This is a genomic window from Paenibacillus sp. FSL K6-1230 (assembly GCF_038002385.1).
GTDB lineage: Bacteria > Bacillota > Bacilli > Paenibacillales > Paenibacillaceae > Paenibacillus > Paenibacillus massiliensis.
In genome coordinates, this window is the sequence record NZ_JBBOCK010000001.1 from 1,450,590 (window position 1) to 1,465,170 (window position 14,581).

Consider the following 14,581-nt stretch of genomic DNA (forward strand, 5'->3'; position numbering starts at 1 on the left):
GGTCTTAACATCAACAGCCGGTGTCCGAAGCCTAATTATAGCCCTTATCCCCGAAAGGCTGAAGGCGCTCAAGCCAGACTTGTTCCAGTTTTTTGAGTGCATCCTTGGCGTCGAAATATGGTGAATCCTCCTTCTTGAGTAGCTCTAGCACTTCGATCTCGAAGGTGTCCTCTCCGTATTCCTTCCATTCCTGCTGCAGCTTCCGATTTAGATCTGAGCCGGCATTCAGGGAGAATTGCTTGCCACTGAGGGATTTCAGATTCGGTGTTGAACCCACGAAGCATTTTCCATTCTGAGTGTTACGAATGCAGTATACGCCTGCCTCAATCTTGATTTCCTTATATTGTTCAATTAATTCTCGTCTTCGATTCATTATTCTCACTCCCAATTCTATTCAGTCAGCCAATATTGGCTGCCATCGGCTTCACGCTGCATGAAGCCATACTCGATTAAATATCTTCTAATGGTGACATAATCATCATAGATGTCCTTGAGTATCGCGTTGACTTCCTTCTCGGTATAGCGTCGGCCCTGAGCGAAGCGTCCGATGATTTCACGCAGCACGATCAGCTTGTGCTTCTCTTGCATGGTGAACTTCTTCAAACGGCCAGACGTTCCGTCTGGAAAGTATTTGCCAAGTACATTAGTGCGTTCCTCTTCGGTGATGTTATACCGATCATCGATCATGCCAGGCTTAGGCGGGATGGATACCATACGCGGGGCATGATGATCCTTCTCCTTAAGAAGCTCCATCATGGTCAAAAATACCTTGGCCTGTCGTTCCTTCTCCTTCAGGGCAAAGCGATGATTACGAATCGTTGAGGCACTACCGATCCCCATCTCCTGCTGAACTTCAGCGTCGCTTTTTCCATCATGAAATAAGCCCAGCAGTCGATTCTGGTGATCTGTCAATCCAGTGAGCTTCTTATCCAGACCGATCAAGTATTCGAACACGGAGCCGTGCTCATCTGTGATATGCTGGCGGGTATAACGCTCGGCATCCAGTAACGTATCCCCATAAGGGTAGATAATTCCCTGCTCATGAGTTCTTCCGCACAGTAGACAGATATATTGCTCGCCTTGCTGGGTATAGCCTTGCTTCAATTCGCTGATATCTGCATTCCAAAAACGTTCGGCATGCTCCATAAATAATAACACCTCAACATATTGTTTATTAATATATAGATAATATATAATAACGTCTATAAATAGTCAAACGGCTCATGAGCTTGATACTTCTAAGGAGAAGGGGAGAAAAATATAAATTTATTACATAAATGCGAAAAATTTATCGCCTAGCTACTAGTAATTTGCCTGCTGCTGTGATAGAGTTGTCTTATCAGGAAAGGAGGTGCGTCAACATTAGTAATCACATGTTGAGCGTATCCCTTACCCGGTCCAGCATCATCTAATCAACAGACTTGCTGGAGGCGCGGGATACGGATCAATGAATAATTAGCGCCACGGGTAGAGAGACCGTCTTCGGACGGTCTTTTTTCGTGTTCTTAAGTTCGTGTTGGATTTGGTGAACCGTCTTCCTACAGTGGGCAGTGTAAGGTGATTTAGGGATGTTTGATGGTCCTGAGTGTGAACTGAATCTGACAGTGTAGTAACGAAGGTTATGGAGATCCGAGAGATGGAGTTAGGTATTACTAGTGTTATGATATAGAAGCTACGTGAAGTTAGGTGAAGTTAGATGAAGTTAGATGAAGTGCGGTATAGTGAGATATATTGCAGGAATGTGATATATGTAACTTCATGTAAGCGTTTTATTGATTAAACTGGAAAGTGTATCCAACCCGCATTCAAGCTTGCCACCTGATCTCGGATAGACTTACTTGCTGATCGCTACCTGCTTTTGGAGAATAATCTCCACGAATTGTGTAGATTGAACAATTAGTCTTGTAGGAGGAGGAGCACAAGTGAGCTGCACAATAGTTATTGGTGTGTTACTGTGCTGTGGATTATGGACGGGAACAGGTGAAGTTCTGTATGAGCAGGTTCTAGATTATAAATTGAAAGCGTACTCTATGAGTATGGAGCAGAAGAATGTGGCATCGTTTCACGGACTATCACGAGAGTTGAAGCGACAGCATGCAGCGAGTCAGCTTGGACTTAATTCACAGCCTGAGCTTAGTTCAGGATTGGAGTCCTCGTTGACTGGTCCCAGTTCAACAGTTGAGGAAGAACCGCAAGTAGAACATAAACGAATTGGTCAGAATCTAAGCTCCAGAGCGGAGCCGATGCGGCAGGCTGCACAGAACAGTACTGCGCTCACACTTATGTATTTGTTGTGTAGTCTCATATTTGCCGGTGCTGGATTTTCGTTGATGAGAATGAACCGTAAGAAATAACTCCAGCAAGATGCATTGAACATCGGGGTATAGCGCAGCCAGGTAGCGCGCACCCTTGGGGTGGGTGAGGTCGTGGGTTCGAATCCCGCTACTCCGATCATGGAACTAACAGCATGGTAGTTGTGCATTTTTCGAGGCATCTCAAGATAGGATGCATGGTAACTTTCAAGGGACACAATTGTAGTTAGAGACGGCTGCTCCCTAATGGATTAACTACATTTCAGGGTGTGGTCTTTTTTTGTATTCAAGAGGATCTGATGAGGATTATGATTTTGCGTAATGAGGTCCTTGAGTATGTTGAGAAACTACTCTTTGACAGCCATGACCACGATACCCTTCAAATTTTAATGAGAAAGATTATCAATTAATCCTTTACAGCATTTGCAATCACCTACTATAATCGAAATAGATTAATTCATTACATAGCAATGTAGATTTTCGCTTTATTTAGTGTATTGTATGCTTCTGCCCAGAAGCAGCGCATGGGTCGACTAGATCACAGAAATCACAGGAATACCCTGCTGACGGGTGTGCGTTGGCGGGTTATTTGACTTGGGAATGTCGTTGAACCATATCTATTTGAAAAAAGAAGGTGAGTGTGTGCTAGGTCGTTTTTTTGATTTTTATCGTCCTTACAAGACGCTGTTCATATTGGACTTCTCCTGTGCAGTCTTCGTCGCCTTATTGGAGCTTGGCTTCCCGCTGGCGGTGAATTACGTGGTAGATAAGCTGCTACCATTGGGAGAGTGGCGTCCGATCTTGCTGGCCTGTGCCGGGCTGCTGGCTGTGTACATCGTGAATACAGCGCTGCAATTCATCATTAACTATTGGGGACATATGCTGGGTATCAATATTGAGACTGATATGCGCCGCAAGCTGTTCGAGCATATGCAGAAGCTGTCATTTCGATTCTTTGACAACAATAAGACGGGGAGTCTGATGTCGAGGGTCACGAATGACCTTAATGAGATCGGAGAGATGGCTCACCACGGTCCCGAGGATCTGTTCATTGCAGTGATGACATTGATCGGGGCGTTCACCCTGATGTCCTTCATTCATATGGATCTGGCCATTATTATCTTCATCATGATTCCGCTGTTGATCTGGCTGTCGATTTATTTCAACAAGAAGATGACCAAGGCATTTGAGAGCCTGTACAGCAGCATTGGGGACTTCAACTCACGTATTGAAAATACGATTGGCGGAATTCGTGTAGTTCAAGCCTTCTCCAATGAAGAATATGAGAAATCCCGCTTCAACAAGGACAATGGGCGGTTCCGTGCAGCCAAGCTGATGGCCTACAAGATTATGTCCAAGGGCTTGTCTGTAAGCTATATGTTAACACGCCTGGTTCAATTGGTCGTCTTGCTCAGCGGTGCATTTTACGTCATTCGTGGCGAGCTGACATACGGTGAATTTATTGGTTTTATCCTGTTATCCAATGTATTCTTCCGTCCGATTGAGAAGATTAACGCGATTATTGAGAGCTATCCCAAGGGGATTGCTGGATTCAAGCGCTATGTTGAGCTGATGGATACAGACCCGGAGGTAGCAGATCGTGCTGGAGCTGCAGATGTAGATCATCTGCACGGTGATATTCGCTATCGTGGAGTTTCTTTTGGCTATGGGGGCAAGGAGAATGTACTTCGCCAGATTGATCTGGACATTCGCGCAGGAGAGACGGTAGCGTTCGTAGGTCCATCCGGTGCGGGCAAGACGACTATTTGTAGCCTGCTGCCCCGCTTCTACGATGTTACAGACGGCAGTATTAGCATCGACGGTACTGACATCCGTGATATGACCCTATCCTCATTGCGGAGACAGATCGGGATTGTGCAGCAGGAGGTATTCCTGTTCGCGGGTACGATTCGTGATAACATTGCCTACGGGAAGCTCGATGCCAGCGAAAAGGAGATCTGGGAGGCAGCAAGACGTGCCCAGCTAACCGAATTCATCCATTCCCAGCCTGATGGCATGGAGACGATGATTGGTGAGCGCGGCGTGAAGCTGTCTGGTGGACAGAAGCAGCGGCTGGCTATTGCCCGCATGTTCCTGAAGAATCCACCGATCCTGATCCTGGACGAGGCGACCTCGGCACTGGATACCGAGACGGAAGCAGCGATTCAGGAATCACTTGCGGAGCTGTCTGTTGGGCGCACGACATTGGTCATTGCGCACCGCCTTGCCACGATCAAGAATGCTGACCGTATTATAGTCGTAACTGAGCAGGGCATTACTGAGCAAGGAAGTCATCAGGAGCTCATTGAGGCTGGTGGTGTATATCACCGTCTGCATACCGCCCAATTTGGTACCTGATTCACCAGCAAGCCGACTTGAGAGACAATCTCAGGTCGGCTTTTTTTCATATGGGGCAAGGGTTACGAGCTCTGTATATTTGAAACAGCCGAATTCATCTCAAATTCGCATTAATATGTTGAAAAATAGGAAATGTTATCGCGGTGAAAAATTAATACAATGTAAGGTGAGGAAGGAAAGCGCTTATAAAAACATTAGATTACTTCCTGAAGAGGCGTATATAAGATACGATACGCGCACTATATAAAGTATGAATAGGGCAATAGTGAGTGAGCGGAAAACATACTCGAAAATGACACAATGGTCGGAGTTATCATAGGAATAGGTTGATTGGCAAGCCATATGAGTTGATTCCGTCCAGCGATGAATCCCAAAACATGACGAAGGGAACGAGATGACGATGGCAGACAGTAGCAGACCGGTGCCATGGCAAACGTATTACGGACCAAATCTAGGCTATGTGCAGGAACAATATGACAAGTATGTGCAGGACCCGGGATCCGTAGATCCGGCAGACCGTCAGCTCTTTGAGCAATGGGGAGAGCCGCCTCAATCAGCAATAGGAATTGGGCCAGTGGCTGTAGCCCCAGGGCCAGCGACTTCACAGGCACTGAATCCCAACTTATTGAAGAAAGCGGTTACAGCTGGACGGCTGGTATCCAATATCCGTTCATATGGGCATCTGGCAGCCGACATTGATCCGCTTGGACTGAGCCCAGAGGCAGATAAAGGCCTGCTGGAGCCGGAATATTATGGCTTGACCAAGGAAGATTTGATGGAATTCCCTGCTTCTCTGATCTGGGATGGGGCATCCTCGGATACCCTGAACGGCTGGGAAGCAATTGAACGGCTACGTACAGCCTATACAGGGCCTCTGGCCTTTGAATTTTCACACGTCCATAACGAGAAGGAACGCGAATGGCTGAACCGTAAGGCTGAAGAGGGCTGGTCATCTACCTCATTGACGAACGAAGAGCGTAAAGAGCTCCTGAATCGACTTGTTGAAGTAGAGCAGTTCGAGGAGTTCTTGCATAAGACCTTCGTGGGGCAGAAGCGTTTCTCCATTGAAGGCAATGATGCGCTTGTGCCGATTCTTGATGAGATCGTTAGTCAAATGACCCGTGGCGGGGCCAGTGATATTCTGATTGGGATGGCACACCGTGGTCGTTTGAATGTGCTGGCTCATGTACTCGGCAAACCATATAGCAAAATTTTTGCTGAATTCCATCATTCCCCGAACAAGGACCTGATTCCTTCGGAGGGCTCGATGGGGATCAACTTTGGCTGGACGGGGGATGTGAAGTACCATCTTGGTGCTGATCGTTTCGTCAAGGCTGGGGAATCTGTTCAGGCCAAGATTACATTAGCTAACAATCCAAGCCATCTGGAATACGTCAATCCAGTGGTACAGGGCTTTGCACGTGCAGCACAGGAGGATCGCAGTGAGCCTGGCTATCCGAAGCAGGATGTGAACCGCGCGGCTACCATTCTTATGCATGGTGATGCTGCATTCCCTGGTGAGGGGATTGTTGCGGAGACACTGAATTTCAAGAATCTGACTGGCTTCAGTAACGGAGGCACATTACACATCATTGTGAACAACCGACTTGGCTTCACAACAGACAGTAGTGATTCACGCTCGACCCACTATGCCAGCGATCTGGCCAAGGGATATGAGATTCCGATTATTCATGTCAATGCAGATCACCCGGAGGCTTGCCTGGCTGCGGCGAGAATTGCTAGCGAGTACCGGAATCTCTTTAAGAAGGATTTCCTGATTGATCTGATCGGCTACCGCCGTTACGGTCACAATGAATCGGATGATCCGGAGACAACGCAACCGCTGGTATATCGGAAGGTTCGTAGCCATCCAACCTCCCGCAAGCTATACAGCACGAAGCTGGCTGCTGAGGGAGTTATCAGCGAGGAATATAGCGAGCAACGTATTGAGGAAGTTCAGAATCGGCTGAAGCAAGCCTACGAGGAGGCCAAGACACAGCCTCAGGAGAAGCCTGTAGTAGAGCTGCGAGCGGCTGAACAGGATAAGCTCAAGCAGAAGACGGCAGTACCGCTGAACAAGCTGAAGAAGTTGAATGAAAGCTTGCTCAAGTGGCCAGAGGAATTCAAGGCCTATCCGAAGCTGGCCAGAATTCTGCAGCGTCGTCAGAATGCCTTCAAGGAAGGCGAGAAGATTGATTGGAGCCTTGCAGAGACACTGGCATTTGCGAGCATACTGGCAGATGGCCGCCCGATTCGACTGACTGGACAGGATGCCGAACGAGCCACATTTGCACATCGTAATCTGGTGCTGCATGATGTAGAGAATGGCAAGACATTCTGCCCATTACATCATCTGCCACAGGCCAAAGCTTCATTCGCTGTCTACAACAGTCCATTGTCCGAGGCAGGCGTACTTGGATTCGAGTATGGATATAATGTATATTCGCCTGAGACCATGGTTATTTGGGAAGCTCAGTTCGGTGATTTTGCCAACTGTGCACAGGTGATCTTCGACCAATTCATCTCGGCTGGAAGAGCGAAGTGGAAGCAGAAATCGAATCTGGTTATGCTGCTTCCACATGGCGCCGAAGGACAGGGGCCTGAGCATACCAGTGCTCGTCTGGAACGATTCCTGCAATTGGCAGCTAATGATAACTGGGTCGTAGCAAATGTGACAAGTGCAGCGCAATACTTCCACCTGCTGCGTAACCAAGCGGCACTCGGTAACACGGATCAGGCTCGTCCGCTGATTATGATGTCGCCGAAGAGTCTCATCCGGAACAATCGTGTAGCTTCTCCAGCCACCGAGCTGAGTGAAGGTGAGTTCCGTCCGATCCTGCAACAGGAGGGTCTTGGTGCCCGCCCAGAGCGTGTGGAACGCGTCATTCTGTGCAGCGGCAAGATCGCAGTGGATCTGGAGGAAGCGCTGGACAAGGAAGCTGGAGAGGATCGGGATTGGGTTCACATTATCCGTGTTGAGCAGCTCTATCCGTTCCCGGAAGCCGAGATTCGCAAGGCGCTTGAGGGAATGTCTCATTTGAAGGAATTGGTATGGGTACAGGAAGAGCCTAAGAATATGGGAGCCTGGACGTTTATGGAGTCTCGTCTACGTGCTGTCGCTCCTCAGCAGGTTGAGGTACGCTATACAGGCAGACCGGAGCGTTCAAGCCCGGCCAGCGGATATCAGCATGTACACAGCATAGAGCAACAGCAAATTATTCAGAATGCGTTGAAGCCACTAAATACCACGAACAATATTCCGTTGGGGAGGTAGACAGCTGTGAGCGAGATTTTAGTCCCTGCTATGGGGGAATCCATTACTGAAGGAACAATATCCAAATGGCATGTCAAAGAAGGAGATAGCGTATCTCAGGGAGACGTGCTGCTTGAGCTGGAGACAGACAAGGTTAATCTGGAGATTAGTGCTGAAGAAGCAGGCGTTATTGAGAAAATTTTGCGGCAGGAGGGAGATACTGTAGAGATCGGCGAGGCACTTGGTACGATTGGTGCTGGCTCCGGGTCAACAGCAGGAGCTGCAGCTTCTGAAGCTCCTGCGCCTCAAGCTCCGCCAGCTGAAGCTGCGGCTCCAGCTAGTAGCGAGAGCAAGCCTGCAGCAGTAGCTGTAACGCCACCAGCACCAGAGAATGGACAGCATACGGCTTCGCCTGCTGCACGCAAGCTAGCTCGTGAACGCGGGATCGAACTGGATCAGGTGCAGGGTAAGGACCCTATGGGTCGCATTTATCAGGATGACGTAAAGGGGCATGCTCCAGCGAAGCAGGGAGCAGCAACGCCAGCATCCTCTGCACCTGCTAGCAAGCCAGTAGCATCTGCGCCGACAACTGAGGGAGGCTTCTCCAAGCCAGTGGAACGCCAGCGCATGAGCCGCCGCAGAGCAACGATTGCGAAGAGACTGGTTGAAGCACAGCAGACAGCTGCCATGCTGACTACCTTCAATGAAGTGGATATGACAGCGATTCTTGATGTGCGTAAGCGTCGCAAGGACAAATTTAAGGAGAAGCATGATGTAGGCCTCGGATTCATGTCCTTCTTTACGAAGGCAGTCGTAGGTGCCTTGAAGCAATACCCGATGGTCAATGCCGAGATTGATGGCGATGATGTAGTCGTGAAGAAATTCTACGATATCGGGATTGCCGTATCTGCCAAAGAAGGTCTTGTGGTTCCGGTTGTACGTGATGCAGACCGTCTGGGCTTCGCAGAGATCGAGAAGAATATTGCCGAGCTCGCTGCCAAGGCACGCAACAATTCGTTGGCACTGTCCGATCTCCAGGGAGGAACGTTCACAATTACGAACGGAGGCGTGTTCGGCTCCCTGCTCTCGACGCCGATTCTGAATGCGCCACAGGTAGGTATCCTGGGAATGCATAAAATTCAAATTCGCCCTGTCGCCATTGATGAAGAGCGGATGGAGAACCGTCCAATGATGTATATCGCGTTGTCCTATGATCACCGTATCATTGATGGAAGCGAAGCTGTACGCTTCCTCGTGGCTGTCAAGGAGCTCCTGGAAGATCCGGAATCCCTGCTGCTCGAAGGATAATCTTGAATATAGAACGAATGACACCAAGGCAGGCCGATATTGCGGTCTGCCTTGCTTTGTAGCATAGCTCAACGCCAGCAGAGCAGAATCAGGATGACAGAACAATAGTAGCTTTGCTGTTCTTTGTGCTATAGGAGAGGATGTACAGGATTCGAGATTATAGATGTGGGAGGAGTATCAGCATGGAACAGGATTTGAGGTACCCGATTGGAAAGGCCAATATGCCGCATGAAGTGACAGAGGAGCTACGGAAGGCATGGATTCAGGATATAGAAGAGCTGCCTCGCCGTCTGCGTACTGCGGTTCAGAGCTTGACTGACGAGCAGCTAAGCACGCCGTATCGTCATGGAGGTTGGACGGTGTGCCAGGTTGTGCATCATGTGGCGGATAGTCATCTGAACAGCTACGTTCGCTTTCGGCTGGCGCTAACAGAGGAGATTCCAGTAATTAAGCCATATGATGAGGGACGCTGGGCGGAGCTGCCGGATGCACGTGTTACTCGTCTGGAGCCGTCCTTTCACATTCTGGAGGGAGTACATGATCGCTGGGTGACACTACTGCGTTCTCTAAATGAGGAACAGTTCGCTAAGACGTTCATTCACCCGGCCTCTGGCGAGACGCTGAGGTTAGAGGAGAACCTGTACCTATACTCCTGGCATAGCAGACATCATACGGCTCATATTACCTCATTGCGTGAGCGAATGAATTGGTGATATACCTGTTTGTAATCGTATTTTACCTGATGTCTTTCTTACTCTTGTCAGGCCCAAAAAAGCTTGAATCCTAACGGATTCAAGCTTCAATCATACCTGTGTTAATCATACGTTTTAATTTGGGGGCACCACCCCGAAGTCTACATAGAGATTCCTGTCTCATTGTCATCAATACGAGATGAAAGGGCATACTGCGGAGAGCCGTGATGCTCCAGCCAGTGTAGAATATCATGGTAGACCTCGTTGCGGTTGATCTCATGAAGCATCTCATGGCGCCCCTCGGGATAAAGCTTATAATCGACCTGCTCCATCCCTAACGCTGTGTACATATTGACCAGATTCATGATCCCTTTGCCGAATAGCCCGACGGGGTCTCGCTGCCCGCCAAAGATGTAGACAGGCTTTGTGCGGTCAATCCGTCTTGTATTCTCAGGTAGATGGATTTCCTGCAATAGGTGAAAGAACGACTGGAAGAAGTCTGTAGTACAGATCGCTCCACACAGCGGGTCATTGATGAAGGAGTCCACCTCAGCAGAATCTCTTGATAGCCAATCAAAGGCAGTCCGCACCGGACGAAAGCTACGGTTAAAGCCGCCAAAGACAATGGCATTGAGCAGCATGCTACGGTGGTTGGCTCCTTGAAGCTTTCCTTGCATGAGAGCAAGCTGTTCACCTAGTCTCACAAGACTGCGTTTGCCGTTGGTCCCCGATAATATAAAGCCCTTGTAGCTCTCATGCCGTTCGTACATGACCTTTTGGGTGAGGAAGGAGCCCATGCTGTGACCCAACAAAAATATTTCCAGTCCGGGATGCTCCTTGGCAGCCACCTGTCCCAGCTCAATCATGTTGTGTGCCATACGGTTAAAAGCATCAGGCCCAGGATTACCGAGCGCATTCGCATCCTTGGCCGTACGGCCATGACCAATATGATCATTCGCGTACACGCCATAGCCATGTGCGGTCAGCTGTTCAGCCAACCCCTTGTAGCGAAGCGCAGTCTCGCACATTCCGTGGGCAATCTGCACAATCCCCCGCAGTGGAACATCTCCATCTGGCATCCACCGATATACGAAAATATCAATTCCTTCATGATCGTACATTACAAATGTATCATTTTGCATCAGTCATTCACGTCCTTGTACCCAGCTATAGTCTCATCAGAGAAGCGATTGCTGTATACAGCCATGCTCGCATGTATTTCTCCCTCTTGGGCGGTAAAATTTAAGGCAGATAGGATCTGAGCACGGTATTGGAGCCGTTCAGCTCGTAGGACCCCAGATTTGCTGGCAGCAAGAAGCAATCTCCGGCTTTGTAAGGTAAGGAACCTGCTCCATGATCCCAGGTCAGGGTACCTTCTCCGTCACAGACCACGAGGATTGTGAAGCTGTCAGCATGTGTAGTCAATGCCCAGTTCTCTTTTACAATACCCTTCTCCACTACAAAATAATCACAGGAAGCAAGAGTGAGCCATTGACCTGCCACAGCTCCTGAAGTCTCCATCATCGTAGCCCCTGCGCTATCATAGGAAGTCACATTCAGCGAATCCTCGATATGCAATTCACGAGGCTGACCATCCAGCCCAGGACGATTGTAATCATATAAGCGATAAGTCGTATCGGAGTTTTGCTGGATCTCGGCCACCACGACTCCAGCACAGAGTGCGTGTACAGTTCCTGCGGGGATGAAGAACGTATCTCCTGCCTTAACTGATACCTGGTTCAGATCCTCCATAATGGTGCCTGACTCAAGCGCCTCTCGCATGCTGTCCCGGGTCACACCTTCACGCAGACCATAGATGATCTTCGCATCAGGCTTGGCATCCAGCACGTACCACATCTCGGTCTTGCCAAGCTCCCCTGGAGGAAGTCCTTCGTAGCTATCTGTTGGATGTACCTGTACGGACAGATCATCATTGCAATCCAATAGCTTGATCAGGAGCGGAAAACGCCCTCCCTGTTCGGATACGCCCTTGCTGCCGAGCCAATCCTTGCCAAGCTGTTCACGGATCGCATCGAGTCCTTGACCAGCGAGTGGACCGTTCAATACAGTTGTGGTTCCGTTCGGATGATCGGCAATCATCCAGCCTTCACCAATATGTCCTGGCGGAGGGGTCAGCCCGAATGATTCAAGGGCACGGCCTCCCCACACTCTTTCTTTGAATTCAGGTTGGAATTGCAGCGGATAAGGTGTTAGCATAGCGGTGTCTCTCCTCCATTTGTGTAATAATCAATTTCATAATTTAATTAAGATTGATTTTTGTAACTAGACATAGACAAATTGAACCGTTTTGATCTATATCTAGTCCTGATTGAAGCAGCTAAAGGGATTATAAAATTGATTTTATATATGTAATATTAGATGGAACTACGTGTAGATTGGAAGAACTCCAGACGTTCACCATCCGGCCCGTCGAAGAAAAAGTACTGACTTCCATTAGGCAGAGTGGTGATCTCTGTATCCAGTCCATGTACGCCCAGTGTGCGTATACGATGGAATTCCACGTCGATATGATCGACGGAGAAGGCTACATGGTGCACACGTCCTTCACTCGGTAATGTATCGGAATACCCCTGAATTAGCTCCAACTCTACGGATTCTTGACCAGGAAAGGCCAGAAAGGCGAGGCGGATCTCGGGGTTCAGATGCTGAACGGTCTCCAAGTGACGAAGGCCGACCACTTTGACATAGAACTCGATCGACCTTTCGATCGAGGATACCATAATACCTACATGCTCCATTTTGACAACAGCCATTCTTGCTCCTCCTCCAGAACACAAATCAAAGCAGTTATAATTAGGAATGGAATACCATAGACTTCATTGACGACACGTACTGTGGGACAATAGTCATTCTGTAATAACAGTGACTGTGTAACAACGCGACTGTGTAACAACAGGAACCTTTTATTTTCTCTCGATCGCTACTACGAAAGGAGAGGCAGGTCGTTGTAGCTGGCGGTAAATGATGCTTTGCCCCTCGGACACAGGGAGAGCTGATGCCCAATCCAGCACGGCTTGCGCTTCTTCGTCTCCACCCTCATGGCCTGGATACAGGACCGTGGTGATAATCCCACGTGGTCGAAGCAGCTGTAAAGCAGCCTCCAGCGCACGCAGAGTGGAAGGGGTATGAGTGATAATCGCATGATCAGCCCCATCCGTTGGCAAATAGCCGAGATTGAACATTACTGCTGCTACTTTGCCATGGAGCTCTGCCGGAATATGCAGTAGCATTTCATCATGACTATGCTGCAGCAATGTCACCTGTGCTAGGACGCCCTCAGCACGTGTCAGCCGTTCTCTGGTTAGGACAAGTGCTTGCTCCTGAATATCGAAGCTGAAGACGTGCCCACGTCTCCCCGCTGCCTGAGCCAGTAACAACGTATCAGCTCCAGTTCCAGCCGTAGCATCAATGGCACAGTCGCCTGGCTGTATGCGGGCTGATATGAGCTGATGGGCATAGCTGAGTACCGACAGGAAGCCCATCAGAGCTTCCTCCAGAATTTACCCTGCCACGTATCACGATTCTTCAGCTCCGCATCGATAGCATTCAGCACTTCCCACTTGTTAAGTGACCAGGTTGGACCGATCAGCAGATCCCGCGGAGCATCTCCCGTCAGGCGATGAACGATCATCTCCGGTGGCAGGAACTCCAGCGTATCGACGATCAGCTTCACATACTCATCCTGCTCAAGGAAGCGAAGTAATCCTGCCTCATACTGCTTCACCATAGGTGTCTTGCGCATCAGGTGCAGCAGGTGGATCTTGATGCCCTGAACATCCATTTGGGAGACAGCTCTGCCAGTCTCCAGCATCATCTCATGACTTTCCTGGGGCAGTCCATAAATAATATGGGCACATACCCTGATATTACGCTTGCGCAGCTTCTCGACGGCTTCTAGATAGCATTCAGTGTCATGGGCACGATTAATCAACTCGGAGGTGGACTCATGAACCGTCTGCAGTCCCATCTCAAGCCACAGATATGTACGCTCATTCAGCTCTTCCAAATAGTCGAGAACGTCGTCAGGCAGGCAATCTGGACGGGTAGCTATAGAAAGACCTACAACCCCAGGCTGCTGTAAAATAACCTCATAGTATTCCCGCAATTCCTCTACCGGGGCATAGGTGTTCGTGTAGGCTTGGAAATAACCGATATATTTTGCGTTAGGCCATTTCAAGTGCTGCCTGTCACGGATGGTGTTGAATTGTGTAACCAGGTCATCGCGTCTTCGTCCAGCGAAATCTCCTGAGCCTCTTGCGCTGCAGAAGGTACAGCCACCCTTGGCTATGGACCCGTCGCGATTCGGGCATGTGAACCCGGCATCGAGCATGACCTTGAATACTTTATCCTGAAATTGCTCATGCATCTCATAATTCCAGGTATGGAATCTCTTTTCTCTCCACAAGCGGGGAGGAGTGATCAGATTTGAATTCATGAAGAAGCTCCTTATCGGATTGGAACCAGCTTAGTTGGACCCTGATCTGTTTTTTTATCATGTGAATGCTTGGCGCTTAGTGTCATGCCGCACAAGCAGTCCTGAATCGTATTTATTGTATCACTATTGATAGCAAAAGGGGAATTGAACGAAAGGTGTATTCTTGCGGAAATCAAGGGGATGAGCTTGAAAAAGTTAACAC

At 49.0% G+C, this 14,581-nt stretch carries 12 protein-coding genes and 1 tRNA gene; 6 read left to right on the top strand and 7 right to left on the bottom strand.

From position 1 onward, the window contains the following. Positions 1-31: 31 nt before the first annotated feature. Together MKX74_RS06335 and MKX74_RS06340 are read right to left on the bottom strand one after the other, a co-directional pair. Positions 32-373, bottom strand: coding sequence for a GIY-YIG nuclease family protein (locus MKX74_RS06335; RefSeq protein ID WP_018886473.1), 342 nt, complete (start codon positions 371-373; stop codon positions 32-34). Between the two features lie 17 nt (positions 374-390). Further along, complete coding sequence (locus MKX74_RS06340) at positions 391-1,146, bottom strand: DUF2087 domain-containing protein (RefSeq protein WP_341177844.1); 756 nt, start codon at positions 1,144-1,146, stop codon at positions 391-393. A 776-nt stretch (positions 1,147-1,922) separates the two neighbouring features. Between MKX74_RS06340 and MKX74_RS06345 the strand changes: the two genes are divergently transcribed. The 6 genes from MKX74_RS06345 to MKX74_RS06370 all read left to right on the top strand — a co-directional run bounded on the left by MKX74_RS06345 (position 1,923) and on the right by MKX74_RS06370 (position 9,944). Continuing rightward, complete coding sequence (locus tag MKX74_RS06345) at positions 1,923-2,354, top strand: hypothetical protein (RefSeq protein ID WP_341177845.1); 432 nt, start codon at positions 1,923-1,925, stop codon at positions 2,352-2,354. 23 nt (positions 2,355-2,377) lie between these two features. Further along, positions 2,378-2,451, top strand: a tRNA-Pro gene (locus MKX74_RS06350). A gap of 503 nt (positions 2,452-2,954) precedes the next feature. Next, positions 2,955-4,670, top strand: coding sequence for an ABC transporter ATP-binding protein (locus MKX74_RS06355; protein WP_341180526.1), 1,716 nt, complete (start codon positions 2,955-2,957; stop codon positions 4,668-4,670). Between the two features lie 394 nt (positions 4,671-5,064). Then, on the top strand, positions 5,065-7,944 hold the full coding sequence (locus MKX74_RS06360) for a 2-oxoglutarate dehydrogenase E1 component (RefSeq protein WP_341177846.1): 2,880 nt from the start codon (positions 5,065-5,067) through the stop codon (positions 7,942-7,944). A gap of 6 nt (positions 7,945-7,950) precedes the next feature. Further along, a complete protein-coding gene (gene odhB, locus MKX74_RS06365; protein WP_341177847.1) occupies positions 7,951-9,231 on the top strand; it encodes a 2-oxoglutarate dehydrogenase complex dihydrolipoyllysine-residue succinyltransferase in 1,281 nt (426 codons plus the stop codon). Positions 9,232-9,413: 182 nt separating this feature from the next. Beyond that, positions 9,414-9,944, top strand: a complete 531-nt coding sequence (locus MKX74_RS06370; protein WP_341177848.1) for a YfiT family bacillithiol transferase — start codon at positions 9,414-9,416, stop codon at positions 9,942-9,944. Between the two features lie 140 nt (positions 9,945-10,084). Here MKX74_RS06370 and MKX74_RS06375 read toward each other — a convergent pair whose 3' ends face one another. From MKX74_RS06375 to MKX74_RS06395, 5 genes are all read right to left on the bottom strand, one after another. Beyond that, the gene (locus tag MKX74_RS06375) at positions 10,085-11,065 is read right to left on the bottom strand and encodes an alpha/beta hydrolase (protein WP_341177849.1); all 981 of its coding nucleotides are present in this window, start codon (positions 11,063-11,065) and stop codon (positions 10,085-10,087) included. A gap of 100 nt (positions 11,066-11,165) precedes the next feature. After that, on the bottom strand, positions 11,166-12,140 hold the full coding sequence (locus MKX74_RS06380; protein ID WP_025681165.1) for a type I phosphomannose isomerase catalytic subunit: 975 nt from the start codon (positions 12,138-12,140) through the stop codon (positions 11,166-11,168). A gap of 158 nt (positions 12,141-12,298) precedes the next feature. Continuing rightward, complete coding sequence (locus MKX74_RS06385) at positions 12,299-12,697, bottom strand: VOC family protein (protein WP_018886463.1); 399 nt, start codon at positions 12,695-12,697, stop codon at positions 12,299-12,301. Between the two features lie 150 nt (positions 12,698-12,847). Continuing rightward, the gene (locus tag MKX74_RS06390; protein WP_341177850.1) at positions 12,848-13,426 is read right to left on the bottom strand and encodes a class I SAM-dependent methyltransferase; all 579 of its coding nucleotides are present in this window, start codon (positions 13,424-13,426) and stop codon (positions 12,848-12,850) included. Further along, positions 13,426-14,379, bottom strand: coding sequence for a TIGR01212 family radical SAM protein (locus tag MKX74_RS06395; RefSeq protein WP_018886461.1), 954 nt, complete (start codon positions 14,377-14,379; stop codon positions 13,426-13,428). Before MKX74_RS06395 ends, MKX74_RS06390 begins: the two co-directional genes overlap by 1 nt. Positions 14,380-14,581: the final 202 nt, after the last annotated feature.